A 25,720-nucleotide genomic window follows, 5' to 3' on the forward strand; every position below is an offset into this window, starting at 1 on the left:
CGGGGGAACGGTGGGGAGAGCGGACGGGGGTAGAGGGAACGTCATGTCGAAACTGCCGGGGTGGCTCGGACAACTGGGTGGCGAACTGACCAGGCTGGGCGAGCGCCTGGATGAACGGCGGGCCGAAGCGGAGGCCGAGGACGAGGAGTCCGCGGTCATGGCCGTCGCACCCTCCCGGAGGGCCGGTCGCGACGGCCGGGCGGCCGAGGCCGACCACGTGCCGCCGCCGCCCGCGTACGCCCCCGCCGTCTCCGCACGCCCCGATCCGGTCGCCGCCATCCCCTGGGGGATGCGGGTCGCGGCCGAGGCGGGCTGGCGGCTTCTGGTGCTCGCCGGAACCCTCTGGGTGCTCATGCGGGTCATCAGCGCGGTCCAGCTGGTGGTGCTGGCGTTCGTCGGCGCGCTGCTCGTCACCGCGCTGCTCCAGCCGACCGTGGCCCGGCTGAGACGGTACGGGCTGCCGCGCGGACTGGCCACGGCGGTCACGGCCATCCTGGGCTTCATCATCATGGGGCTGGTCGGCTGGTTCGTGGTCTGGCAGGTCATGGACAACATCGACACGCTCTCCGACAAGGTGCGGACGGGGATCGACGACCTGAAGAACTGGCTGCTGGACAGCCCGTTCCACGTGACCGACAAACAGATCAACGACATAGCGCAGAACCTCAGCGACACCGTCGGCACCAACACGGAGGCGATCACCTCCGCCGGCCTGCAGGGCGTCACCGTGATGGTGGAGCTCCTCACCGGGATGCTGCTGGCGATGTTCTCCACGCTCTTCCTGCTGTACGACGGCAAGCACATCTGGCACTGGGTGCTCAGGCTCGTCCCCGCCCAGGCCCGGCCGGGCGTCGCCGGCGCCGGCCCGCGTGCGTGGCGGACGCTGACCGCCTACGTGCGAGGCACGGTGATAGTCGCCCTGATCGACGCCATCTTCATCGGCCTCGGGATCTTCTTCCTCGATGTGCCGATGGCGGTGCCGTTGGCCGTCTTCATCTTCCTGTTCGCGTTCATCCCGCTCGTCGGGGCGGTGGTCTCCGGTGCGCTGGCGGTCGTCGTCGCCCTCGTCACCCAGGGCGTGTTCACGGCCCTGATGGTGCTGGCGGTGGTCCTCGCGGTCCAGCAGATCGAGGGCCACATCCTCCAGCCGTTCATCCTGGGCCGCGCGGTGCGCGTGCACCCTCTGGCGGTGGTGCTCTCGGTCGCCGCGGGCGGCATGATCGCCGGCATCGGGGGCGCCGTCGTCGCCGTGCCGCTGGTCGCGGTGACCAATACGGTGGTCGGCTATCTGCGGACGTACGGGCAGGAGGAGTCCCGCCGCCACTCGCCGCCCCCGCACGGCTCGACCTCACTGGACGCGACGGCCAAGACCCCGCCCGGCGCGCCGCCGGAGGAGTTCGACGACGGCAGCGACGAGGAGCCGGCCGCCGACGAGGCCTCGAAGGTTCCCTGAACACGCGCCGAGGCGGATGCGGACCCATGGAAAGAAGGGCCCCTCGGACGGTCGGTCGTCCTTGGGGCCCTTCTCGTATCAGGGGTACCGCGGGGTGCTACTCGGCGAGGACCGCCTCGGCTTCGAGGGTCACACCCACCGCCTGGATCACCGAGGCGATCTTGACGGCTTCCTGAATGGTCTCACGGTCCACGCCGGCCTTGCGCAGCACCTGCTCGTGGGAGTCCAGGCACTGGCCGCAGCCGTTGATCGCGGAGACGGCGAGCGACCACAGCTCGAAGTCGACCTTCTCCACGCCCGGCTTGCCGATCACGTTCATCCGCAGGCCGGCCCGCAGGTTCCCGTACTCCGGGTCCGACAGCAGGTGGCGGGTCCGGTAGAACACGTTGTTCATCGCCATGATGGCGGCGGCCGACTTCGCGGCGGTGTACGCCTCCGCGGAGAGGTTGGCCTTCGCCTCCGGCTCCAGCTCGCGCAGCACCTTCGGCGAGCGCGAGGCGATCGCGCAGGCGAGGACGGTGCCCCACAGCTGCTGCTGCGGGAGCTCGCTGTTGCCGATGACCGAGCCGAGGTTCAGCTTCAGGTCCTTGGCGAAGTCCGGAACGGCGGCCTTCAGTTCGTCGAGTGCCATATCGGTGTCAGCTCACTCGCCCGAGAGGAGCGCGACCGGGTCCAGGGTGTTCTCGCCCTTGGTCCAGTTGCAGGGGCACAGCTCGTCGGTCTGCAGGGCGTCGAGGACCCGCAGGACCTCCTTGGGGTTACGGCCCACGGAACCGGCGGTCACCATCGTGAACTGGATCTCGTTGTTCGGGTCGACGATGAAGACGGCACGCTGCGCGAAACCGTCCTCGCCCTCGATGCCGAGGTCACGCATGAGCTCGTGCTTCGAGTCGGCGAGCATCGGGAAGGGCAGGTCGGTCAGGTCCGGGTGGTCCTTGCGCCAGGCGTGGTGCACGAACTCGGAGTCACCGGAAAAGCCGAGGATCTGCGCGTCACGGTCGGCGAACTCGTCGTTCAGCTTGCCGAACGCGGCGATCTCGGTGGGGCACACGAAAGTGAAGTCCTTGGGCCACGCGAAGACGACCTTCCACTGACCCTCGTAGGTCTTGTGGTTGATCTGCTCGAACTCCTTGCCGCTCTCCAGCGAAACACAAGCAGTCAGGTCGAACTCGGGGAACTTGTCACCGACAGTGAGCACGCGCTCTCCTTGCAGCGGGAGGAATTCCCTTTTTGGGGGACTTCCTGAGGGTTGGACGATGTCCACCTTGGCACAGAGTGCATTGATCGTGGAAATAGCTACACTCGGTCGTGATGATCGGAGGTGCCTATCAGTGGCCCAGAGTAATCAGGGCATCCGGCCCAAACAGCCCAGCCTCTCGCAGCTGCGCGCCTTCGCCGCCGTGGCGGAGTATCTGCACTTCCGGGACGCGGCGGCCGCAATCGGGATGAGTCAGCCCGCGCTCTCCGGGGCCGTGTCCGCGCTGGAGGAGGCACTGGGTGTCCAGCTCATCGAGCGTACGACGCGCAAGGTGCTCCTCTCGCCTGCCGGGGAGCGGCTCGCGGTGCGGGCGAGGGCCGTGCTGGCGAGCGTCGGCGAGCTGATGGAGGAGGCCGAGGCGGTACGGGCGCCGTTCACCGGCGTGCTGCGGCTCGGCGTGATCCCGACCGTCGCCCCGTACCTGCTGCCGGCCGTGCTGCGGCTGGTCCACGAGCGCTACCCGGACCTCGACCTCCAGGTCCACGAGGAGCAGACCTCCTCGCTGCTGGAGGGGCTGGCCGCGGGGCGGCTGGACCTGCTGCTGCTCGCCGTGCCGCTCGGGGTGCCGGGTGTGACGGAACTTCCGCTCTTCGACGAGGACTTCGTGCTCGTCATGGAGCGCGACCACTGGCTCGGCGGACGGCAGGACATTCCGCGCGAGGCGCTGCGCGAGCTGCCGCTGCTGCTGCTCGACGAGGGGCACTGCCTGCGCGACCAGGCGCTCGACATCTGCCGTGAGGCGGGGCGCACGGAAGGCGCGCCGGTCACCACGACCGCGGCGGGCCTCTCCACCCTGGTGCAGCTGGTCGCCGGAGGGCTCGGGGTGACGCTGCTGCCGCGGACCGCGGTGACGGTGGAGACCGCCCGCAACGAGGCCCTGACGACGGGCTACTTCGCGGATCCGGCGCCCGCGCGACGGGTGGCGCTGGGGATGCGGACCGGGGCGGCCCGGCACGAGGAGTTCGAGGAGTTCGCGGCGGCGCTGCGCGGGGCGATGGGCGCGCTGCCGGTGCGCGTGGCGACGGCCGGCCGGTCCTGAATCAGGGTCCGGCCGGCCGTAGGGACGCTATTCGGCGCGCAGCCCGTCGGGGCGCATCAGGCGCCAGAGCACGGGCAGCGAGAGCAGGGTGACCAGCAGGATGAGACCTGCCCCGGCGCCGGCCAGCGGCAGGAACAGCAGCAGGTCGGAGACCTGTTTGCCCACCATCCAGCACAGGGTGGCGCCCAGGGCGAGGCCGCCGGCCACCGCCACCGCGAGCCCGAGGACCACGGGGATCGCGGTCTGCCAGAGCACCGACCAGCCGAGGGTGACCCGGCGGGTGCCGAAGGCGACGAGGACCGACAGGAGCCGCTTGCGCTCGCGCAGCTGCTCCAGCTGGGTGACCAGCATGGACGCGGCGATGAGCAGCAGGATGGCGGTCGCACCGACCTGGAGGCCGGTCTGGATGCTGGCGTACTGCCGGTCGCGTTCGACCGAGTTCAGAGAGGCCACGCGCATGCCGGGGTCGAGCCGTGCCGCCGTGTTGCGTATGTACTCGGCGGCGTCCGGGACGTCTTCGTCGTAGCGGATCTGGGCGATGGTCTGGGCTGACGGCAGGGTCCGCGCGTCGATCGCTCCGGGCGTGACCATGATGCCCCAGCGGTCCTCGCCGAGCGGATCGGTCCGGCTGCCGACGGTCCGGGCGTCGGCCGGCAGCGTCCAGCGCAGCGGGGGCCTGCTCCGGTTGTAGGTGTCGAACTCGATCTCCTTGCCCTTGCGGGCGGTCTGGTCGACCCAGCCGGCCTGGCCCTTGTCCTTGGGGTGGACGACGAAGGTGTCGCCGTCGCGGCAGGACGTGATCCGGGCGAGTTCGCGCAGGGTCGCGCAGTCGCCGACGGTGAACGAGGTGGTCGGCTGGATCTCTTCGCCCTTGTACGTGCCCGGCTTGGTCGCGTACGCCTCGACGGTCCCGATGACCTGGGTGACGCCCTTGGTGGCGCGGAACTCCTCGATCGTGTGCACGGCGGCTTCGCCGCCGACGATCTCGGACGCGGCGTAGATCTGGGCGCGGGAGGGGTCCTGGCCGGTGATCCTGTTGAAGTCGTCGTTCATCGCGGCGAACAGCATCTGCAGGGCCACCGCACCGGCCACGGCGACGGTGACGCCGCTGACCGCGCGGGAGGCGGCCCCGCTGCTTAGCTGGAGCCGGCGGGTGGCCAGTTGCCAGGGGACCGGGCCGCCGCGCAGGCGCTTGACGCATGCCTCGACGAGCCAGGGCAGCAGCAGGGCCAGGCCGCCCAGGACCAGCACCGCGCCTCCGGCGACGGGGTACGGGTTGACGGGGCCGTACTCCTCGACCTTGCCGGTGAGTCCGAAGACCGCGAGCCCGGCGAGGGGCAGCAGGAGTCGCCACCAGAGGCGCCGCTTGCGGCCGCGGCCGTTGCGTACGACTCCGAGCGGTTCGATGACCACGGAGCGCATGGCCGCCAGGGTGACGACGACCGAGGTGAGCGGGACGGCGAAGGCGATCAGGACGGACAGCAGGGGGTCGGGGGCCATGTCGGAGGGGAAGGCGCTGACGTCCCACACCTCGATGTGGCCGACGAACCGACGCCCCAGCAGGAACAGGACCAGCCCGATGGCGAGGCCGAGGACCGAGCCGAAGAGCGCCTCACCGGCCGCGATCCGGCGGGTCATCCGGATGTCGGCGCCCACCAGGCGCAGTGCGGCGAGCCGTCGGTCGCGGCGGTCGCCGCCGAAGCGTACGGCGGTGGCGATGAAGATGGCCACGGGGGCCAGCAGTACGACGCAGACCATGATGGTCAGCACGATGAGGATCGGCGGCAGGGGATCGCTCGGCCCGGGGTCGCCGTACCCGGCGACGCGGTGGCCGCCGGTCGCCCTGGTCAGGGTGTCGCTGCCGGCGTAGAACCACAGTTCGCCGGGCGAGCGCAGCCCTTCGTCCGCGATGGTGCCGGTCACCTCGTACGGCAGCCGCTGCCTGAGCAGTTCGTTGCCGGGGGAGCCGAGGAGTTTCCCGAGTGCGGGGGAGACCACCATCTCGCCGGGGGCGGGGAGGGCGGCGATCCCCGGGGGGACGACCGGGTGCGCGCCTTCCGCACGCATCAGGAAGCCGGTGATGGAGCGGTCGTGGTATTCGGTGCTCGCCTCTATCCGCAGGACCGTGCTGTCCGACTTCTTCGCGGACGCGTCGGGGGACTCCGAGATCTTGGTCTCGGAGCGGGCCTGGTCACGGGCGGACCGCTCGTCGAGCATGTGCGGGACGGAGGCGGCGGTGAGCAGGAGCGCCACGCCGAGCCCCACGCCGACCGCGGTGAGCAGGGTGCGGATCCACCCCTCGCGTCCGCCGGCGGCGGCGAACCGGATGCCGAGTCGGAGGTCGCGCAGCCAGGAGGCGGTACGGGAGGGCGGTTCGGGAGGGCGTACGGGCCCGGCCGGGGGCCTCTTCTCGTCGAGCAGGGTCATCCGGCGTGCTCCAGGTCGCGGGCCCGGCCGTCGCGGACGGTGATGTCGCGGTCGGAGTAGGCGGCGACGCGGGCCTCGTGGGTCACGAGCACCACGGCGACGTTGGCGGAGCGGGCCGCTTCGGTGAGCAGCTGCATCACGCGCTCACCGTTGAGGGAGTCCAGGGCGCCGGTCGGCTCGTCGGCGAAGACCACCTTCGGGGACGCGGCGAGGGCACGGGCCACGGCGACGCGCTGGCCCTGGCCTCCGGACACCTCGCCGGGCCGCTTGGCGCCGATGTCGTCGACCTCCAGGCGTTCCATCCACTCCAGGGCGGTGCGCTCGGCGGCCTTGCGGCGGGTGCCGTTCAGCCGCATCGGCAGGGCGACGTTCTCCACGCAGGTCAGTTCCGGGACGAGCTGGCCGAACTGGAACACGAAGCCGAAGTCGCTGCGGCGCAGGGCGCTGCGCTCGGCGTCCGACATCGCGGACAGCTCGCGGCCGGCGTAGGTGATGGTGCCGGAGTCCGGGGTGATGATCCCGGCCAGGCAGTGCAGGAGGGTGGACTTGCCGGAGCCGGAGGGGCCCATCACGGCGACGACCTCGCCGGGGTGGACGGAGAACGAGGCGCCGTCGAGTGCGGGGGTCGATCCGTACGTCTTGCGCAGATCCTGGGCGCAGAGCAGGGAGCCGGCGGGGATCACGGGGCCACCACCTCGGCGAGCTGGCCGAGTCGCGCGGCGGTGAGTTCCAGCCAGCGCAGATCGGCTTCGAGGTGGAACAGGGCGTGGTCGCAGATCAGCTGGTCGGCGAGATCTCCCCGGCGTTTGCGGTCGGTGAGGACGCGCATCATGCGCAGGTGCTCGGAGCGCTGGGCGTCGAGCACGTCGGCGGCGCTGCGGCCGGTGAGCATGGCCAGGACGACCTTGGTGTACAGGGTCGACTGGAGGTACGGTTCCGGCTTCTCGGGCTGCGCGAGCCAGGTGGCGACGTCGGTGATCCCGGCGTCGGTGATGGCGTAGCGCTTGCGCTCCGGGCCGCCGTCGGTCTCCACGCCGTCGACCTCGACGAGGCCGTTCTTGAGGAGGCGGGACATCGTCGAGTAGACCTGCCCGTAGTGCAGGGGGCGGTCGTGCCCGAACTTCTCGTCGAAGGTCCGCTTGAGGTCGTAGCCGTGGCGGGGACCGGACTCCAGGAGCCCGAGCAGGGTGTGGCCGATAGACATGACGAGGACTGTACACGGTGTGTATACCTGCCGTGTATACCGGTCGGGGAGGGTGGCCCGCGCGAGCCGGGGCCGCAGCGCGGCCCCGGCGGATCACTCCGGGTCCGGGGCCTTCGGCGGGCGTCCCCGGCGCGGGATCGGCGCCGCGCCTCCGGGCAGCCGTCCCGCCTCGGCGAGCGCCCGGCGCAGCAGGAACTCGATCTGCGCGTTCGCACTGCGCAGCTCGTCCGAGGCCCAGCGGGCCAGCGCGTCGTACACGGCCGGATCCAGCCGCAGCAGCATCTGCTTGCGCTGCTGCGGCCCGGTCTGCGGCGCCCGGCGCCGCGGGGTCTCGTCCGTCACTGGTAGAGCGTGCCCGTGTTCAGGACCGGCTGCGCCGCCCGGTCGCCGCACAGCACCACCATCAGATTGCTGACCATGGCGGCCTTGCGCTCCGAGTCGAGCTCGACGATGTCCTGCTCGGCGATGCGGGTCAGGGCCATCTCGACCATGCCGACCGCGCCCTCGACGATCTGCTGCCTGGCCGCGACCACCGCTCCCGCCTGCTGGCGCTGGAGCATCGCGGAGGCGATCTCGGGGGCGTAGGCGAGGTGACTGAAGCGGGACTCGATGATCCGGACGCCCGCCGCCCGGACGCGTGCCGTCAGCTCCACGGCCAGCTTCTCGGTGATCTCCTCGGCGTTGCCCCGGAGGGACAGGCCGCCCTCCTCGTGGGCGTCGTACGGGTACTCGATCGCGATGTGCCGGACCGCCGACTCGGTCTGGGTGGCGACGAACTCCAGGAAGTCGTCGACCTCGAAGAGGGCCTGTGCGGTGTCCTCGACCTTCCAGACGACGATCGCGGCGAGCTCGATCGGGTTGCCGTAGGCGTCGTTGACCTTGAGGACGGCGGTCTCGTGGTTGCGGACCCGGGTGGAGATCTTGCGGCTGGAGGTCAGCGGGTTGATCCAGCGCAGGCCGTCGTCGCGGATCGTGCCCACGTACCGGCCGAAGAGCTGGATCACCCTGGCCTCGCCCGGTGCGACCATCTTCACACCGCCCATGCAGAAGAACGAGGCGAGGGTGAGCAGCACGCCCAGGACGCAGACCGGGATGCCGAGGCCGTTGTTCCCGTTCGATCCGATGACGCCGCCGAGGATGGCCGCGCCTATGCCGATGACGACGCCGATCACGGTCAGCAGGAGGCCGAGGCCGCCGGCGATGCTGTGCGCCTTCGTCTCGCGGACCTGCGGTTCCGGCATCTCCGGCGCGTCCGGCGTGAGGTCGGTCCGGGGTCCGGCGGGTGTGGTCGGGTTGAGCGGTTCGGTCATGGAATCCCCCGTTTCGGTGGGCTAGCTGTTCGCTAGCAATGTGATTACACATTAACGGTTCTCGCAACCCTGCGCACCCCTCGGGAGTCGGTTCCTTTGGGAGCGGGTGCTGATTGTCACGTCCGGAAAATGCGGGATCGCTCGCTTTTTGTCCTTGTCAACGGTGTTAGCTGGCAGGTCCGAGCTGATCCGGTCGAGCAGAGAAACGGGAGCAACACAGCAATGGGTCGAGCGGATGCGCGACGAGCTCAGCGGCGCGGGTCGCGGCGGGCCGAGAAGAGCGGCGGCATACGCGGACTCTTCACCTGGCGGAAACTGCTGGGCGCGGTCTTCACCGTCTGCCTGCTGGGCATGGGCGGCTTCGCCGTGCTCTACATGCTCGTGGACGTGCCCGAGGGCAATGCCCAGGCCAAGCTGCAGAGCAACATCTACAAGTACTCCGACGGGACCCTGCTGGCGAGGACCGGTGAGGTCAACCGGGAGATCGTGGACCTCGCGCAGGTGCCGAAGGAGGTCCAGATGACCTTCGTCGCCGCGGAGAACAAGTCCTTCTACCAGGACAAGGGCGTCGACTTCAAAGGCACCGCGCGCGGCCTGCTGAACACGCTCTCCGGCAAGGGCAAGCAGGGTGGCTCGACCATCACCCAGCAGTACGTCAAGAACTACTACCTCGACCAGGACCAGACGGTCACCCGCAAGCTCAAAGAGCTGGTCATCTCCCTGAAGGTGGACCAGAAGAAGAAGAAGAGCGAGATCCTCGCCGGGTACATCAACACCAGCTACTACGGCCGGGGCGCCTACGGCATCCAGGCCGCGGCACAGGCGTACTACGGCAAGGACGCCAAGGAGCTGAACGTGGCCCAGGGCGCCTACCTCGCCGCCCTGCTCCAGGCGCCCAGCCAGTACGACTGGGCCATCGCCGGCCCGAAGGGGAAGGCGCTCGTCCAGGAGCGCTGGAACTACGTGCTGAACAACATGGTCGAGGAGAAGTGGCTGGACGCCGGCAAGCGCCAGGGCCTGAAGTTCCCGGTCCCGCAGGACCCCAAGCCGCTGAACGGCGTCGCGGGACAGAAGGGGTACATCGTCGAAGCGGCCCGCAAGGCGGTGCTGGAGGAGACGGGCCTCAGCAGCCAGCAGTTCGACCTCGGCGGCTGGACGATCACCGTCAACATCGACAAGAAGAAGCAGCAGCAGCTGGAGAAGTCGGTCGAGACGAAGCTGATCGACCACCTGGACACCAAGAAGCGCAAGCTCGACCAGGACATCCAGGCCGGCGCCGTCTCGGTGGACCCGAAGACCGGTGCGGTGCTCGCGCTGTACGGAGGCCGCGGCCAGAACGAGCACTGGACGTCGAACGCCACCCGCGCCGACTACCAGCCCGCCTCCACCTTCAAGCCGGTCATCCTCGCCGCCGCCCTCGACCAGGAGTCGGTGACGCAGGAAGGCCAGGAGATCACCGCGAACACCCGCTACGACGGCACCAGCAAGCGGCCCGTCGAGGGCAGTGACATCGCCTTCGCGCCGGAGAACGAGGACGGCCAGAACTACGGCTCGGTCACCGTCCAGACCGCGATGAACAAGTCCATCAACTCCGTCTTCGCGCAGATGGGCGTGGACGTCGGCATGGACAAGGTGATGCAGACCGCCGGCAAGCTCGGCATGAACGTGGAGGGCCTGGAGGCCGTGCCCGCGCAGACGCTCGGCTCCATGGGCGCGAGCCCGATGGCGATGGCCGGCATCTACGCCACGCTCGACAACCACGGCAAGAAGGTCACCCCGCAGATCGTCAAGTCGGCCGTGCACCAGAGCGACGACCCGGTGCGGATGCCCGCCGCGATCGGCGACCAGGTGATCAGCCGCCAGGCCGCGGACTCCGTGACCTCCGTGCTGACCGGTGTGGTCGACGACGGTACGGCCCATCGCTCGGTGCGTAACGCCGAAGGCCTGGCCGACCAGCAGATCGCGGGCAAGACCGGTACGTCGGACGACAACAAGTCGGCCTGGTTCAGCGGCTACACCCCCGACCTAGTCACGTCGGTGGGCCTGTTCGGTGAAGCCGCCTACCCCCGCACCGACGACGACGGCAAGAAGGTCCGGAAGGGCGCGCAGGTGACCCTGGAGGGCGCCGGCGGCGGTGGCCGCGTCAACGGCGGCGGCTTCCCGGCCGAGATCTGGGCGGACTTCACCGCGAAGGCCATGGGCGAACCGAGCGAGTTCGTGCTCGACACCGACATGGGCGCCGCGGTCACCCCGCCCCCGGACACCAGCTCGCCGAGCACCACCACGTCCCCCTCCGAAGAGGCCTCGCCCTCCGACGAGCCGACGACCAAGGCGCCCACGACCGAGCCGCCCACGACGACCGCGCCGCCGGAGACCACACCGCCCGCCAGCCCGACCGGGGACCCGACGACCAAGCCGCCGACCGACCCGTCGACCGAGCCGGGCCCGACGGACTCCGCCGAGCTCCCGCTGGATCCCGGCGGCAACAACCGCCCGGACAACGAGGACGCCGTGACGCGCTGACGCGGCGTCACCGTCACGTCGCCGGAACGGGCGGTGTGCGGGGGGAGGCCCCCCGCACACCGCCCGTTCCCGTCTTCCGAGGAGCGGGGCCGGTCACTGCCCCCGGGTGGGCATCTCGAACCAGACCACCTTGCCGGTCGACAGACGCGTCGCGCCCCACCGCCGGGCCAGCCGGTTCACCAGGAACAGGCCGCGGCCGCCCTCGTCCATGTCCCGCGCCCGGCGCTGCCGGGGCAGCTGCGGGGCGTCGTCGCCGACCTCGCAGCGCAGGATGTCGGTCCGCAGCAGCCGCAGGGTCACCGGCCGCTCCGCATACCGCACGGCATTGGTCACCACCTCGCTGACCAGGAGCTCCACCGAGTCCGCGATGTCGTCGAGCCCCCACCGGCTGAGCGCCCGGCGGGCCAGCCTGCGGGCCCGGCCCGGGGCGGAGTCCTCCGGTTCCAGGAACCAGTACGCCACATCGCTCGGCGCGATCCCGTCGAAGCGGGCGGCGAGCAGCGCGATGTCGTCGTCCCGGTCGCCCGGACCGAGCATGTCCAGCACGTCGTCGCAGAGCGCTTCCAGCGGCGGCGAGTGGTCCGGGCCGGTCAGCCGTGCCGTGGCGGCGAGCCGCTCGCGCAGCTGCTCGATGCCCGTCCACACGTCCCGCAGCCGCGACTCGACCAGTCCGTCGGTGTAGAGGAGCAGGGTGGCGCCCGCGGGCGCGTCCAGCTCCACGGCCTCGAAGTCCACTCCGCCGACGCCGATCGGGGCCCCCGGCGGCACCTTCAGCACCTCGGCCCGGCCGCCGAGGTGGAGCAGGACGGGCGGCGGGTGGCCGGCGTTGGCGATGGTGATGCGGTGCGCGACGGGGTCGTACACCGCGTACAGGCAGGTCGCCATCCGGTCGCTGCCGAGCCGCTGGGCCTGCTCGTCGAGGTGGTGCAGGACCTCCTGCGGCGGCAGGTCCAGCCCGGCCAGGGTCTGGGCGGTGGTGCGCAGCTGGCCCATGATCGCCGCGGAGGTCATGGAGTGGCCCATGACGTCGCCGACGACCAGCGCGACCCGGCTGCCGGGCAGCGGGATCGCGTCGTACCAGTCGCCGCCGACCCGGGCCGTCTCCGCGGCGGGGAGGTAGCGGGAGGCGAGCCGGACGCCGGTGGGCTGGGGGAGCGAGTCGGGCAGCATGGTGCGCTGGAGCTCGTCGGCGATGTACGCCTCGCGGCCGTAGAGCACGGCCTTGTCGATGCCGAGCGCGGTGTGCGTCGCCAGCTGGGCCGCGACCAGCAGGTCGTTGGCCTCGAACGGCGGGCGCTCGGTGCCGCGCAGGAACACCGCCGCGCCGATCACCCGGCGCCGGCCGCGCAGCGGGGCCAGGATCGCCCGGTGGCCGGAGGGTACGGTGCGGTCCGCGCCGAGCAGTTCGGGCAGCGCGACCCGGGCCGCGGCGGAGTCGCCGAACACCGGCCGGACCCCGCGCAGCACCTCGGCCAGCGCGCCTCCCGCCAGGACCTCGCAGAGTTCGGCGGCGGGCGTCGGATCGGCCTGCGGGTCGACGGCGGGCAGCCGCAGCCGCTCGCTCTCCGACAGGTTCTCGGTGTCCTCGTCGCTCAGCCGCAGCCGGTCGGAGCGGCGCAGCCGCAGCACGAACGGGTTGACGGGACGCTCGTCACCGACCGGCAGCGGATCGCGGAGGTAGACGAGTATGGCGTCGGAGAACGTCGGCACACTGGCCCGGCACAGCCCCAGCACGATCTCGTCCAGGTCTATCCCGCGGGCGATCCGCCGGGTCGCGGCCCCCACGAAGCGCAGCCGGTCGCCCTCGCGACGGGCCACGGCCTGCGGGTCGGGGCCGGCCGGCGGGCCCGACCCGGCCGCGGCCGGGTCGGGGCCCATGGCCGGGGCCGGGATCGCAGCGGTGGCAGGGGCCGCCGCCGCGGCGTCGCGCTGCCTCGGCCGGGTGCGTTCCTGCGACCGGGCGGCGAGAGGCTGCCGGCCTTCGTGTGAGGTGGGGTGCTCCGTCACGCGTGGGGTTCCGTCCGTCCGGGCCGGTTGTATGAGGCAATCACCTCGTGGGGCGCTACTGTGCCCCGGCGAGAGCGGCAATCACAACGGCTGACCTCTCGTGCCCCGGAACACGGGGCCGAAACCGGACGTCGGCACCGGGCTTCGGTGACAACGTTTCCGGGGTCGGGGCGGCGGACGGCGAGCACGTCTCCACCCCCTCGTCGTGGCTCATGCGATGCAGGCAACTCGTGCGACTCATACGACTCATACGACTGATGCGGTTCATGCAGTGGGCAGCGTGTGCGATGACTCGATGACGTGCGGTCAGGCCGTGTGCCGCGCCCGTCGGTTGGGCCGGGGCCGGTCTCCTCGGGACGATCCTATGTTTGCCCCCCTGGGGTGCATCAAGGGTCTCACGACGACACGGGGGAGGGGGTCCGGTCCCAGTCATCCGGCAACCGGTCCCAGTCGGCGGGCAGCGCGGGCACCCGCCAGTGCGGATCGGGCCGCCAGTTCTCCCAGCCGTCCCGGAACGGCGCGCCCCATTCACGGATCACCCCGACGGCCGCCCGGCCCGCCGCGAGCACCTGCCGGGCGGTGGCCGGGGACATCAGGCCGACCCGCTGGGCCTGGGCGAACTCGTCCTCGTCGCGCCAGAGCCAGCTGTGGTCCGGGTAGACCGAGATGTCGAGGAAGTGGTCCACGGAGTCGATTCCGCCGGCCCAGCGGGTGCGGGGTTCCTCCAGGTTCACGTACCAGCTGCGGAACTGCCAGCCGTGCTCCCAGAACAGCCACACGGACCACGGCTCGCCCGGCCGGGCCAGCTTCAGCACCCCGTTGCCCAGCCAGGGCGAGCGGGCGGTGGTGCGCGGGGCCGTGTACCGGGTGGCGAGCGGTTCGGCGTGCACCTCCGTGCCGTCCGCCAGTACCGGCTTCACGCACTCGGTACCGGGGGCGACCCAGACGGCGAGCAGCTCGTCGGTGTCCTGGACGACGGTGACGGGGCGGCAGATGTGCACCGGGTTCGGGGCCCGGCCGGGCCCGGCGCCGGGCCGGCGCGGTCCGTTGCCGCGGTAACGCCACAGGATCTGATCACCCGGCGCCCAGCGCTCGGTCTCTCCGGTACCTGTCATGGAGGGATCTTAGTGACGAACCCGCGCCGGCACAGCGACGCACGTCACGGGCGGGTCATACGCAGCACGTCCAGCGCCTCGTCGAGCTGCTCCACGGTGAGGTCGCCGCGCTCGACGTAACCGGACTCCAGCACCACCTCGCGGATCGTCCGCCGTTCGGCCAGGGACTTCTTGGCGACCTTCGCGGCCTCCTCGTAGCCGATGTACTTGTTCAGCGGGGTGACGACGGACGGGGAAGACTCCGCGTACTCCCTGGCCCGCTCGACGTTCGCGGTGATCCCGTCGACCGTGCGGTCGGCGAGCAGCCGCGAGACGTTGGCCAGCAGCCTGACCGACTCCAGCAGGTTCTTCGCGATGACGGGCAGCATCACGTTCAGCTCGAAGTTGCCCGCGGCGCCCGCGACGGCCACCGTCGTGTCGTTCCCCGTCACCTGCGCGGCGACCATCAGGACGGCCTCGGGAATGACCGGATTCACCTTGCCCGGCATGATCGAGGAGCCCGGCTGGAGGTCGGGGAGGCTGATCTCGGCCAGTCCGGTGCGCGGGCCGGAGGCCATCCAGCGCAGATCGTTGGAGATCTTCGTGAGGGAGACCGCGATCGTGCGGAGCTGGCCGGAGGTCTCGACGAGGCCGTCCCGCGCGCCCTGCGCCTCGAAGTGGTTGCGGGCCTCGGTGAGCGGCAGCCCCGTGACGCGGGCGACCTCGGCGATGACAGCGGCGGAGAAGCCGGGCGGGGTGTTGATGCCGGTGCCGACGGCCGTCCCGCCGAGCGGTAGTTCGGCGAGGCGGGGGAGCGAGGCGCGCAGCCGTTCGACGCCGTAGCGGATCTGTGCCGCGTACCCGCCGAACTCCTGGCCGAGGGTGACGGGGGTGGCGTCCATCAGATGGGTGCGTCCCGACTTCACCACGTCCGCGAACTCGTCGGACTTGCGCTCCAGCGCCGCCGCCAGGTGGTCCAGGGCAGGGATCAGCTCGCCGGTGACCGAGCCGGTCGCGGCGATGTGCACGGAGGAGGGGAAGACGTCGTTGGAGGACTGCGAGGCGTTGACGTGGTCGTTGGGGTGGACCGGGCGGCCGAGCCGTTCGGTGGCGAGCGTGGCCAGGACCTCGTTGGTGTTCATGTTCGAGGAGGTGCCGGACCCCGTCTGGAACACGTCGACCGGGAAGTGTGCGTCCCAGCGTCCCTCGGCGACCTCCGCCGCGGCCTCCTGAATCGCCTCGGCGATCCCGGGGTCGAGGACCCCCAGCTCGGCGTTCACCTTGGCCGCCGCCGCCTTGATGCGGGCCAGGGCGGCGATGTGGGCCCGTTCCAGACGCTGCCCGGAGACCGGGAAGTTCTCCACGGCCCGTTGGGTCTGGGCCCGCCACTTGGCGTCGGCGGGCACCCGGATCTCACCCATCGAGTCGTGCTCGATGCGGTACTTCGCGCCTGTTTCGTCGTCCATGGTCGTTCAACCTCCTGAAAAAGATGAGCACTTGTCTTGTTCCATGTATTCCCAAGTTGCCTACCGACCAGTAAATACCGGGGGTAACCACAACCTCGGGAGGCGCAATGAGGCGTACCGGACACCGACTCCGATGTACGGTCGCGGCCGCCGCCGCCATGGCGGCGGCACTCGGCGGCATGACCGTCGCCGCCGGTCCGGCAGGGGCCGCCCCGGCCCGGCCCGGTACCACCAGTACCGCATCCACCCCGCTGCCGCCCGAACTGGAGGCCCTGCGCGCCGCCGAGGCCACCCGGCTGTACGGCGACCCGGCCGAGCGGCCGCTCGCCGAGCGCAAGACCGGGCTCATCTCCCTCGGCGACAGCGAGATCTCGGGAGAGGGCGTCGGCACGTACGAGGCGGGCACCAACGGGCCCGACAACTGGTGCCACCGCTCGCCCGACTCGGCCATCCACCGCACCGGCATCCCGGCCGACGTCACGTACAACGTCTCCTGCTCGGGGGCGTACACCGGAAACATCGTCATCGGCGGCTCGAAGCAGTACGCCGACGAACTCGTGCAGAGCGACAGCCTCGCCATCAAGGCGCGCAACACCCGCATCAAGATGGTCGTGCTGGTGGCGGGTGCCAACGACGACCTCCAGTTCGGTCCGGTCATGACGGACTGCGTCGAGCGCTGGGTCCTCCTCCAGGGCGCGTGCCAGTCGAAGTACGAGGGCGGCTGGCAGGCCCGCGTCGACGGACTCGTGCCCAAGGTCGAGAAGACCGTGCGCGACCTGCGGACGGTCATGACCGGCGCCGGTTACGCCGACGGCGACTACAAGCTCGTCGTCATGGGCTACCCGAGCCCCATCGGCCCGGACTTCTACGACAACCCGAACTTCCCCGGCAAGCTTCCCGGCGGCTGCGCCGGATACGACTCCGACGCCGCCTGGGGCCGTAACGCCGCCGTGCCCGCCTTCGAGCGCGGCATGCGCAAGGTGGCCGCCGACACCGGAGCGGTCTACCTCGACAACTCCCGGCTCTTCCACGGACACGAGGTGTGCAGCGAGTCCGCCTGGGCGCGCGGCCTGTTCATCGACCTCTCGCACTTCCCGCCGGACTCCAACTCCGTCCGGCAGTCCTTCCACCCGAACGCCGCCGGCCACGGCGCCTTCGCCTCCTGCCTCACCCAGATCTACAACTCCGGCCTGCGCGAGGCGAGCTGCGCCGACCCGGCGAGCACCGGAAAGCCCGTCCTGCAGGCAGCCGCCTGGGACGACGTCTACAAGCCCCTGCGCGGGGAGGCGACGGGCAGCTGCCTGGACGCCCCGGCGTCGGTCACCCGCAACAACACCGGTGTCACCGGCTGGGAGTGCCACGGCGGACGCAACCAGGGATGGTGGTACGACTCCGGCACGAAGACCCTGCGCACGGAGCTGAGCCACGACCGCTGCCTGGACGTCCCGGGCGCGAACTACAAGGCGGGCGCGGCCCTCATCCTCTACAACTGCTCGGGTGCGGCGAACCAGCAGTTCGTCCGGCAGACGGGCACCCTGCGCCCGGCCGCCTCGACCGGACTGTGCGCCACCCTGGCGGGGGCCCACGACCCGCTGAGGCTGCAGCCCTGCGACGGGAGCGCGCAGCAGCGCTTCGCGTGACCCGGCCGGTACGGGGAGGGGCGCCCGCCCCTCCCCGTGCCGCCGCCGTCAGTCCGACGTGACGAACGCGCCCAGGATCGCCGCCAGGTACCCCGGGTCGTCCGCCCCGCACAGCTCGCGCGCCGAGTGCATCGAAAGACCGGGCACGCCCACGTCGACGGTCTGCACACCCAGCCGGGCCGCGGTGAGCGGCCCGATCGAGGTGCCGCACGGCATCGCGTTGTTGGAGACGAACGGCTGCCACGGCGCCCCGGCCCGCTCGCAGGCGGACGCGAACACCGCGATCCCGGTCGAGTCGGTGGCGTACCGCTGATTGACGTTGACCTTGACCGTGGGACCGCTGTTGGGCAGCGGGCGGTGGCCGGGATCGTGGCGCTCCGCGTAGTTGGGGTGGACGGCGTGGGCCATGTCGGCCGAGACGCAGAAGGCCCCGGCCAGCGCCCGCGACCAGTCCTCCGGGGATCCGCCGCGGGCGGCCACCGAACGGCTCAGCACGCGCTCCAGCAGCGGGCTCTGCGCACCCGTGTCGGAACCGCTGCCGACCTCCTCGTGGTCGAAGGCCGCCAGGACCGGGATGTACGAGGGCTCCCCGGCCGCCGTCGCCGCGCCGGTCAGGGCCGTGACACCCGCGTGCACCGACACGAGGTTGTCCAGCCGGGAGGAGACCACGAACTCCCGTTCCGCGCCCAGATATCCGGGGGGCTGGATGTCATGGAGCATCAGGTCCCAGCCGAGGACCTCGTCCGGTTCGGCCTCCGCCGCCGCCGCGACCCTGCGCAGCAGCGCTCCCTCCTCGGCGTCGCCGAGCGACCAGACCGGCGCGAGGTGCTGCTGCCGGTCCAGCGCCAGGCCGTCGTTGACGGAACGGTCCAGGTGGATCGCCAGCTGGGGCACGCGCAGCAGCGGTTCGTCGATCTGGACGAGCCGTGAGTCCGTGCGGCCGCCGGGGCCGCGCAGGGCCAGCCGCCCCGAGATCCCCAGATCGCGGTCCAGCCAGGTGTTGAGCGGGACCCCGCCGTAGATCTCCACCGCGAGCTGCCGCCAGCCGGCGGCGCCGGTGTCGGGGGTGGGCTTGATGCGCAGGTTGGGCGAGTCGGTGTGGGTGCCGATGATCCGGAACGGTGTGTGGCAGGGCGTGCCCTCGGGGGCGTACCAGGCGATCAGGGCGCCGCCGCGGAGGACGAAACTGCCGCCCGTGGTGCCCGTCCAGTCCTCGGTGCCGCGCAGCTCGCGGAAGCCGGCCTTCTCCAGGCGCTGGGCCGCGCTCGCCACGGCGTGGTACGGGGAGGGGCTGGCCCTGATGAAGGAGAGCAGGTCGTCGGCGTGGCTGCGGTGAGGGACCGGCGTCATGCGGTGTCCGCCTTTTCGGAGTGGGACGGTGAGGGTGGTCTGGCGTGCGGGTCGGGCGGCGGGGTGTCGTGGTGACGGGCGGTGGGGAGCCGCGGGTGGGGCGGGGTGTCGGGAGCGGGTCGGGCGGCGGGGGTTCGTGGTGCCGGCGTCCGGGCCGGGAGGCGGGTGCTCCGGGGGCGCGGCGCGGGGTGGGGTGTGGTCCGCCGGGATTCCGGACAACTCACCGCATCGGCCCGGTGTCCCGCAAGCCGCGCGGACGTCCCCCTGCGCGAAAGCGGCGGTGCGGCCGCGGCTCGGGCGGGGGGTGTGGAGCCGTCCCGGGCGGCGGTGCGGGGTCCCGACCGCAAGTCCGGGGCGATCGGTCCCGGGTGCGGGCCCCGCTCCCGGGGCGCGATGCCGCCGCGGGCGCGAGCGGGGGCCACCGGTCCGCATCGCGCGAGATTGGCTGGATCTCGTCGTACGCGGGCGCTCCGGGCGGGCCGTCACGGCACCGCCGGCGCGGATGCCGCCGCCCCGGTCGCTGACCGGCTGACCGTCCCGGTCGCTGAACGGTTGGCCGTCCGGGGCGCTGACCGCCTGACCGCCCCGGTCGCTGAGCGGTGGTTCCGGTGTTTCCGGTCCCCCCGGTGGCCCCGTTCGCTCCGTTCGCTCCGGTGGTCCCGCCCGCCGGCCCCGGGGGGCGTCGAACGCCGGCCGGGGGGACGTCGAACGCCGGACCCGGTCATCGAACGACGGAGGGGCGCCCCGGCCGCAGCCGGAACGCCCCTCGTGGTTACGCCGGTCCGTCAGCCCAGGCCGGGGCCGCGCACCGGAATGCTGGTGAACGTCGGGGCGGGGGCGGGCTCGGTGAAGAAGTCGTTGCCCTTGTCGTCCACGACGACGAACGCCGGGAAGTCCTCGACCTCGATCTTCCAGACCGCCTCCATGCCGAGCTCCTCGTACTCGACGACCTCGACCTTCTTGATGCAGTCCTGCGCGAGGCGGGCCGCCGGGCCGCCGATCGAACCGAGGTAGAAGCCGCCGTGCGCGTCGCACGCGTCGGTGACCTGCCGGGAGCGGTTGCCCTTCGCCAGCATCACCTTGGAGCCGCCCGCCGCCTGGAACTGCGCGACGTAACTGTCCATCCGGCCGGCCGTGGTCGGACCGAAGGAACCGGACGCGTACCCCTCGGGCGTCTTCGCCGGTCCCGCGTAGTACACCGGGTGGTCCTTCAGGTACTGCGGCATCTCCTCGCCCGCGTCCAGCCGCTCCTTGATCTTGGCGTGCGCGATGTCGCGCGCCACGACCAGCGGGCCGGTCAGCGAGAGCCGGGTCTTGACCGGGTACTTCGTCAGCTCGGCGAGGATCTCGTCCATCGGCCGGTTGAGGTCGATCTTCACGACGTCGCCCGCCTCGTCGAGGTGCTCGTCCGTCGTGTCGGGCAGGAAGCGCGCGGGGTCCTTCTCCAGCTGTTCCAGGAAGACGCCCTCGGCGGTGATCTTCGCGGTCGCCTGGCGGTCGGCCGAACAGGACACGGCGATGGCGACGGGCAGCGAGGCGCCGTGCCGGGGGAGACGGACCACGCGCACGTCGTGGCAGAAGTACTTGCCGCCGAACTGCGCCCCGATGCCGATCTTCTGCGTGAGCTCGAAGACCTTCTCCTCCAGCTCCTTGTCGCGGAAGCCGTGACCGGTCGGCGAGCCCTCGGCGGGCAGCTCGTCCAGGTAGTGCGCGGAGGCGTACTTCGCGGTCTTCAGGGCGAACTCGGCCGACGTGCCGCCGACGACGATCGCCAGGTGGTACGGCGGGCAGGCCGCCGTACCCAGCGAACGGATCTTCTCCTCCAGGAACTTCATCATGGAGGCCTCGTTGAGGACCGCCTTGGTCTCCTGGAAGAGGAACGACTTGTTGGCCGAGCCGCCGCCCTTGGCCATGAAGAGGAACTTGTACGCGCCGCCGTCGGTCGCGTACAGCTCGATCTGCGCCGGGAGGTTCGAGCCGGTGTTCTTCTCGTCCCACATGTTCAGCGGGGCCATCTGCGAGTACCGCAGGTTGAGCTTGGTGTACGCGTCGAAGATGCCGTGCGACAGCGCCTCCTCGTCACCGCCCGCCGTCAGCACGTTCTGTCCGCGCTTGCCCATGACGATCGCGGTGCCGGTGTCCTGGCACATGGGCAGCACGCCCGCCGCGGCGATGTTCGCGTTCTTCAGCAGGTCGAGCGCGACGAACTTGTCGTTGGACGACGCCTCGGGGTCGTCCACGATCCGCCGCAGCTGCGCCAGGTGCGCGGGCCGCAGATAGTGCGAGATGTCGTGCATGGCCTCGGCGGCCAGGGTGCGCAGCGCCTCCGGCTCGACCTTGAGGAACGTACGTCCGTCGGCCTCGAAGGTGGACACACCCTCGGCGGTGACCAGGCGGTACGGCGTGGTGTCCTCTCCCAGGGGGAGCAGATCGGAGTACGCAAACTCTGGCATTACGGCCATTCCTCACTCGGCAGACAGCGGCTGACCTCCCTTGGGCAGCGCACCCACCAGGGTAGGACCCCGTGGGGGCGGCGGGTCTGTGAGGTAGGGCTCACCGGATCCGGCCCGCTTCCCCGTCCGCCGCCGCCCGCGATCCCCGTCAGCCCCTAGTCGCGATCTATCGCGTTTGGGTACGCTGGGCCGGTGGACCTCGAAAAGCACCCCCAGCAGCCCGCCGCGCAAGCCGGACCCGACGTCATCCGGGCGTCCGACGCGGACCGGGACCGGATCGCGGACATCCTGCGGGAGGCGATGGCCGAGGGGCGGCTGACCGCCGACGAGCACGCCGAGCGCGTCGATTCCGTCTACCGCGCCAAGACCGTCGGGGAACTCGAACCGCTGGTACGGGACCTGCCGGCGCCGGGCGGCACGCCCAGGGCCGTCGGCGCCGCGTACGACCGCACCCCCGACGCGCCGACGGGCCCCGCCGACAACCTGGTCGCGATCTTCAGCAGCGCCACCCGCAAGGGGCGCTGGCGGGCCGGCGGGCGCATGAACGCGTTCTCGCTGTTCGGCAGCGTGGAAATCGATCTGACCGAGGCGCTGTTCGGGCAGCGGCTGACCGTGATCAACGCGACCTCCGTCTTCGGGAGCGTGGACATCCGCGTTCCCGAGAACATCTCGCTGCGCGGCAGCGGGACGGGAATCTTCGGCAGCTTCGAGGTCACCACGCTGGAGTCGGTGGATCCCGAGGCGCCCGTGGTGGCCGTCAACGGGTACTCGGTGTTCGGCAGCGTCGAGGCGAAGCCCAAACGCGGCAAGTTCATCGCGGATCTCCAGGACCGGCTGCGTAAGCACCTCGGACACTGACGGGGCCGCGACGGCGGGCGGCGGGGCGCGGCGGCGGACCGGAGTGCGGAGCGCCCGGATTCGGGTGCGCGTCCGCTCGACCGCAAGGCCGTGCGCCGGAACTGAGTGCCACTCAGTGCATAGGCGCGCGCACAGCGGGTAGGGAGTGCTGCATCGCCTCTTGCTCGCGAAGTCGTCGTCAGGAGTGGACCGTGCTGCAACCGCCGCATCAGCCCCTGCAGGTCGCCGCCATCCCTTCCCAGCGGACCCCCGCCAGGGAGGACCAGGCAGGCCCCTGGCATTCGGAGGCGGTGTGCCGCCGGGATGAAGCCGGGCTGTTCTTCGCCCCTTCGAAGGAGCCGACTGCTGCCCGGCTGTCGCGCGAGGAGTCCGCGAAGCGGGTCTGCGCGCGCTGCCCCGTGATGATCGAATGCCGGGAGCACGCCTTGGTGCAACCGGAGCCCTACGGGGTCTGGGGCGGCCTCACGGCTGCCGAACGCCGCGTGGCGCTCGCCCGCCGCAGACGGCGCGAGGCGGAACTCAAGGCGTCCGGCGCCACCGACCGCATAGCCGCGGCCGGCTGAACGAATTCCGGGCTCGCCGTACCGGGCCTTCCCGGCCGGGCGTACCCGCCCCCGTCCTGCGCGAAGAGGCGCCCCCACCGCACAAGGGGGCGCCTCTTCGCGCGGAGGCGGTAAACGCCCCTACCTCACTTGGCGCGGTCGAAGTCGATCGCGCTGTAGGCACGCAGCTTCGACAGCCGGTGCGTGGAGTCGATCTTGCGGATGGTGCCCGACTTGGAGCGCATGACGATCGACTCGGTGGTCGCCGTCTCCGCGCGGTAGCGCACGCCGCGCATCAGCTCGCCGTCCGTGATGCCGGTCGCCACGAAGAACACGTTGTCCCCGCTGACCAGGTCGTCCGTGGACAGCACCCGGTCCAGGTCGTGTCCGGCGTCCAGGGCGCGCTGCCGTTCGGCGGCGTCCTTCGGCCAGAGCTTGCCCTGGATGACACCGCCGAGGCACTTTATGGCGCAGGCCGAGATGATGCCTTCGGGCGTGCCGCCGATCCCCATGAGGAGGTCGACGCCGGTGCCCTCGCGGGCGGCCATGATCGAGCCCGCGACGTCGCCGTCGGAGATGAACTTGATCCGGGCGCCGGTCTCCCGGATCTCCTTGACGATGCCCTCGTGGCGGGGGCGGTCCAGGATGACGACGGTGACGTCCTCGGGCGTGGAGTTCTTCGCCTTCGCGACCCGTCGGATGTTCACCGAGACGGGGGCGTTGATGTCGACGAAGTCGGCGGCCTCGGGGCCGGTGACGAGCTTGTCCATGTAGAAGACGGCGGACGGGTCGAACATCGCGCCCCGGTCCGCGGCGGCCAGCACGGCGATCGCGTTCGGCATGCCCTTGGCGTTGAGGGTGGTGCCGTCGATCGGGTCGACGGCGATGTCGACCTCGGGGCCGGTGCCGTCGCCGACGCGCTCGCCGTTGAACAGCATGGGCGCTTCGTCCTTCTCGCCCTCACCGATGACGACGATGCCGTTCATCGACACGGTGGAGACGAGGGTCCGCATGGCCTTCACGGCGGCGCCGTCGGCGCCGATCTTGTCCCCGCGTCCGACCCAGCGCCCGGCGGCCATGGCAGCGGCCTCGGTGACCCGGACGAGCTCCAGCGCGAGGTTGCGGTCGGGGGCCTCCGGGGAGACCTCCAGCTGGGACGGCAGATGATGCTCGGACATCGGAGCGCACCTTTCTGTACGACGACGACCGGATGAGGGTGATGTGACTCTATCGTCAGGTCGATAAAATGAGCAGACCGGGTCACGAATGAGCGGACCGCCCTCATCCGGTCGCCGGTCGGGGCCCTCGGGCGGGCGGCCTCCGTCCCTCGACCCGGCCCCCGGTCCGGTCCCGTCGGGGCTGATGCGACGATGGACGGGTGGCAAGCAAGCGAGGCAAGCAGACGGTGCGGGACATGATCCTGTCGTTGGCGGCGATCTCCGCCGTGGCAGGGGTCGTCTACATCTTCATCCCGCACGACGACAAGGCCGATCCGGTCAAGGCGGTCGACTACCGCGTCGAGCTCCTGACCGCGCGGCGCGCCGCCCCGTACCCGGTGGCCGCCCCGAGCGGACTGGCGGGCTGGAAGCCCACCTCGGTCGGTTACGACCGCCAGGCGGGCAACAGGTGGCACCTGGGATTCCTCGACCCGGACGGCGGGTACGTCGCGGTGGAGCAGTCGACCTCCCCGGCGCAGACGTACGTCACCGAGGTCAGCCAGAAGGCGAAGGACACCGGGCGCACGCGGCAGGTGGCGGGGAAGGCCTGGCAGCACTGGAAGGGCCCGAAGTACGACGCCCTCGTGCGCCAGGACAAGGGGGCGACCACGGTCGTGACCGGGTCCGCCTCGCCCGAGCGCCTGGCGGAGATGGTGGCGGCACTCAAGACGTCCTGACGGCCGCGCCTGCGCGCGTACGCATGAGGAAGGCCCTGGAGCACCTGCTCCAGGGCCTTCCTGTGTGCCGTGCGCGGCCCCCGGGGGCCGGCGGGGCTCAGACGGTCTTGACGACCTCGTCGAACGCCAGGCGCGGCAGACGCGGGAACCAGGCGTCCTCGCCCGGCTTGCCGATGTTGACGACCATCAGCACGTTGTGGTCGCCGTCGAGGAACTCCTTTTCGATGCCCGCGGCGTCGTAGCCGGTCATCGGGCCGGCGGCCAGGCCGGCGGCGCGGACGCCGATGATGAAGTAGGCGGCCTGCAGGGCGCCGTTCAGCGCGGCGGCCGACTCGCGGACCGGGCGCTCGGAGAAGAACGCGTCCTTGGCCTGCGGGAAGTGCGGCAGCAGGGCCGGGAGCTCCTCGTGGAACTCGTTGTCGGTCGCCAGGATCGCGACCAGCGGGGCGGTCGAGGTCTTCGCCTGGTTGCCCTCGGCCATGTGGGGGACCAGGCGGGCGCGGGCCTCGTCCGAGCGGACCAGGATGACGCGCAGGGGCGACTGGTTGAAAGCGGTGGGGCCGTACTTGACCAGGTCGTAGATCGCCTGGACCTGCTCGTCGGTCACCGGCTCGTCGGTGAAGGTGTTGGCGGTGCGGGCCTCACGGAAGAGGAGGTCCTGGGCGGCGGGGTCAAGAACGAGGGACATCTTGCGTATTACCTTCCGAACGGTCACGAGGGATCAAGCGGCATCGATCACGGTACGGGAGAGGTAGGTTAACTTTCAACTAAAACGAGCGGGGAGTGACTGAGCCCACAACACGGGCACCTTGCGCCGTTCCGCCCTGTCTGTCTTTCCCGCCTGCCGCGCCCCGCCCGGGTCGACTGCCGCGTCGCCCGCGTCAGCGCGCGTCGGCCGCCGCGTCCCCCGTGTCCTCGGGGGCGGCGGGTCCCGCCAGTGCCGCGTCGAGACGGGCGCGCGCGCCCTCCAGCCAGCGCCGGCAGACCTTCGCCAGCTCCTCGCCGCGCTCCCACAGCGCGAGGGAGTCCTCCAGCGAGGTCCCGCCCGCCTCCAGCCGGCGCACCACCTCGATCAGCTCGTCGCGCGCCTGCTCGTAACCGAGCGTGCCCGTCGCCGCCGTCGTCGTCCCGTCGTCCGTCATGCGATCCACCCTATGCGTCGGCCATACCCGTCCATCCCGGCCCGCCCCGTCTGCCCGGGA

General features: G+C 71.2%; 22 protein-coding genes. 7 read left to right on the plus strand and 15 right to left on the minus strand.

Features of this window, described 5'->3' with window-relative positions; translation table 11 throughout:
* Positions 1–43 precede the first annotated feature (43 nt).
* A complete protein-coding gene (locus tag E6R60_RS25830) occupies positions 44–1,453 on the plus strand; it encodes an AI-2E family transporter (RefSeq protein WP_136329053.1) in 1,410 nt (469 codons plus the stop codon).
* A 97-nt stretch (positions 1,454–1,550) separates the two neighbouring features.
* Here the strand turns inward: E6R60_RS25830 and E6R60_RS25835 are convergent, their stop codons facing one another.
* Both E6R60_RS25835 and E6R60_RS25840 read right to left on the minus strand, forming a co-directional pair.
* Entirely contained in the window at positions 1,551–2,084 is a 534-nt protein-coding gene (locus E6R60_RS25835; RefSeq protein ID WP_018550318.1) for an alkyl hydroperoxide reductase, read from the minus strand.
* A 12-nt stretch (positions 2,085–2,096) separates the two neighbouring features.
* On the minus strand, positions 2,097–2,651 hold the full coding sequence (locus tag E6R60_RS25840) for a peroxiredoxin (RefSeq protein WP_136329054.1): 555 nt from the start codon (positions 2,649–2,651) through the stop codon (positions 2,097–2,099).
* A 133-nt stretch (positions 2,652–2,784) separates the two neighbouring features.
* Between E6R60_RS25840 and E6R60_RS25845 the strand changes: the two genes are divergently transcribed.
* Positions 2,785–3,750 (plus strand): hydrogen peroxide-inducible genes activator, encoded by a 966-nt coding sequence (locus E6R60_RS25845; RefSeq protein ID WP_136329055.1) that lies wholly within the window; start codon positions 2,785–2,787, stop codon positions 3,748–3,750.
* A 27-nt stretch (positions 3,751–3,777) separates the two neighbouring features.
* Here E6R60_RS25845 and E6R60_RS25850 read toward each other — a convergent pair whose 3' ends face one another.
* From E6R60_RS25850 to E6R60_RS25870, 5 genes are all read right to left on the minus strand, one after another.
* Positions 3,778–6,177, minus strand: coding sequence for an FtsX-like permease family protein (locus E6R60_RS25850; RefSeq protein ID WP_136329056.1), 2,400 nt, complete (start codon positions 6,175–6,177; stop codon positions 3,778–3,780).
* Positions 6,174–6,860, minus strand: coding sequence for an ABC transporter ATP-binding protein (locus E6R60_RS25855; RefSeq protein ID WP_136329057.1), 687 nt, complete (start codon positions 6,858–6,860; stop codon positions 6,174–6,176). Before E6R60_RS25855 ends, E6R60_RS25850 begins: the two co-directional genes overlap by 4 nt.
* Positions 6,857–7,381 (minus strand): PadR family transcriptional regulator, encoded by a 525-nt coding sequence (locus E6R60_RS25860; protein WP_136329058.1) that lies wholly within the window; start codon positions 7,379–7,381, stop codon positions 6,857–6,859. Before E6R60_RS25860 ends, E6R60_RS25855 begins: the two co-directional genes overlap by 4 nt.
* Before the next feature lie 93 nt (positions 7,382–7,474).
* Positions 7,475–7,723 (minus strand): hypothetical protein, encoded by a 249-nt coding sequence (locus tag E6R60_RS25865; protein WP_136329059.1) that lies wholly within the window; start codon positions 7,721–7,723, stop codon positions 7,475–7,477.
* Complete coding sequence (locus tag E6R60_RS25870; RefSeq protein ID WP_136329060.1) at positions 7,720–8,691, minus strand: SPFH domain-containing protein; 972 nt, start codon at positions 8,689–8,691, stop codon at positions 7,720–7,722. The genes E6R60_RS25865 and E6R60_RS25870 overlap by 4 nt, the downstream gene beginning before the upstream one ends.
* Positions 8,692–8,913: 222 nt before the next feature.
* Here E6R60_RS25870 and E6R60_RS25875 point away from each other — a divergent pair, with 222 nt between their 5' ends.
* Positions 8,914–11,214, plus strand: coding sequence for a transglycosylase domain-containing protein (locus tag E6R60_RS25875; protein ID WP_136329061.1), 2,301 nt, complete (start codon positions 8,914–8,916; stop codon positions 11,212–11,214).
* Positions 11,215–11,307: 93 nt separating this feature from the next.
* Here E6R60_RS25875 and E6R60_RS25880 read toward each other — a convergent pair whose 3' ends face one another.
* From E6R60_RS25880 to E6R60_RS25890, 3 genes are all read right to left on the minus strand, one after another.
* The gene (locus E6R60_RS25880) at positions 11,308–13,221 is read right to left on the minus strand and encodes a SpoIIE family protein phosphatase (protein ID WP_136329062.1); all 1,914 of its coding nucleotides are present in this window, start codon (positions 13,219–13,221) and stop codon (positions 11,308–11,310) included.
* Between the two features lie 395 nt (positions 13,222–13,616).
* Complete coding sequence (locus E6R60_RS25885; RefSeq protein WP_136329063.1) at positions 13,617–14,336, minus strand: DUF402 domain-containing protein; 720 nt, start codon at positions 14,334–14,336, stop codon at positions 13,617–13,619.
* Between the two features lie 44 nt (positions 14,337–14,380).
* Positions 14,381–15,781 carry a class II fumarate hydratase gene (locus tag E6R60_RS25890; RefSeq protein ID WP_136329064.1) on the minus strand — a complete coding sequence of 467 codons (1,401 nt, stop codon included), beginning with the start codon at positions 15,779–15,781 and terminating at the stop codon, positions 14,381–14,383.
* A gap of 107 nt (positions 15,782–15,888) precedes the next feature.
* Between E6R60_RS25890 and E6R60_RS25895 the strand changes: the two genes are divergently transcribed.
* Positions 15,889–17,421 carry a ricin-type beta-trefoil lectin domain protein gene (locus E6R60_RS25895; protein WP_136329065.1) on the plus strand — a complete coding sequence of 511 codons (1,533 nt, stop codon included), beginning with the start codon at positions 15,889–15,891 and terminating at the stop codon, positions 17,419–17,421.
* 48 nt (positions 17,422–17,469) lie between these two features.
* On the opposite strand, the gene E6R60_RS25900 is transcribed toward E6R60_RS25895, so the two are convergent.
* Together E6R60_RS25900 and E6R60_RS25910 are read right to left on the minus strand one after the other, a co-directional pair.
* Positions 17,470–18,771, minus strand: a complete 1,302-nt coding sequence (locus tag E6R60_RS25900) for a M18 family aminopeptidase (RefSeq protein ID WP_136329066.1) — start codon at positions 18,769–18,771, stop codon at positions 17,470–17,472.
* Positions 18,772–19,556: 785 nt separating this feature from the next.
* Positions 19,557–21,233 carry a fumarate hydratase gene (locus E6R60_RS25910; RefSeq protein ID WP_136329067.1) on the minus strand — a complete coding sequence of 559 codons (1,677 nt, stop codon included), beginning with the start codon at positions 21,231–21,233 and terminating at the stop codon, positions 19,557–19,559.
* 183 nt (positions 21,234–21,416) lie between these two features.
* On the opposite strand from E6R60_RS25910, the gene E6R60_RS25915 reads away from it, so the two are divergent.
* A complete protein-coding gene (locus E6R60_RS25915) occupies positions 21,417–22,082 on the plus strand; it encodes a DUF1707 domain-containing protein (RefSeq protein WP_136329068.1) in 666 nt (221 codons plus the stop codon).
* Positions 22,083–22,273: 191 nt separating this feature from the next.
* A complete protein-coding gene (locus E6R60_RS25920) occupies positions 22,274–22,645 on the plus strand; it encodes a WhiB family transcriptional regulator (protein WP_136329069.1) in 372 nt (123 codons plus the stop codon).
* Positions 22,646–22,770: 125 nt separating this feature from the next.
* Here E6R60_RS25920 and glpX read toward each other — a convergent pair whose 3' ends face one another.
* On the minus strand, positions 22,771–23,802 hold the full coding sequence (glpX, locus tag E6R60_RS25925) for a class II fructose-bisphosphatase (protein ID WP_136329070.1): 1,032 nt from the start codon (positions 23,800–23,802) through the stop codon (positions 22,771–22,773).
* Positions 23,803–24,002: 200 nt separating this feature from the next.
* On the opposite strand from glpX, the gene E6R60_RS25930 reads away from it, so the two are divergent.
* A complete protein-coding gene (locus tag E6R60_RS25930) occupies positions 24,003–24,518 on the plus strand; it encodes a DUF4245 domain-containing protein (RefSeq protein ID WP_136329071.1) in 516 nt (171 codons plus the stop codon).
* A gap of 97 nt (positions 24,519–24,615) precedes the next feature.
* Here the strand turns inward: E6R60_RS25930 and E6R60_RS25935 are convergent, their stop codons facing one another.
* Positions 24,616–25,206, minus strand: coding sequence for a malonic semialdehyde reductase (locus E6R60_RS25935; RefSeq protein WP_136329072.1), 591 nt, complete (start codon positions 25,204–25,206; stop codon positions 24,616–24,618).
* 193 nt (positions 25,207–25,399) lie between these two features.
* Positions 25,400–25,660 carry an exodeoxyribonuclease VII small subunit gene (locus E6R60_RS25940; protein WP_136329073.1) on the minus strand — a complete coding sequence of 87 codons (261 nt, stop codon included), beginning with the start codon at positions 25,658–25,660 and terminating at the stop codon, positions 25,400–25,402.
* Between the last annotated feature and the right edge of the window lie 60 nt (positions 25,661–25,720).

Origin of the sequence: Streptomyces sp. A0642 (genome assembly GCF_004795105.1) — a bacterium.
In the GTDB taxonomy this organism is placed as follows: domain Bacteria; phylum Actinomycetota; class Actinomycetes; order Streptomycetales; family Streptomycetaceae; genus Streptomyces.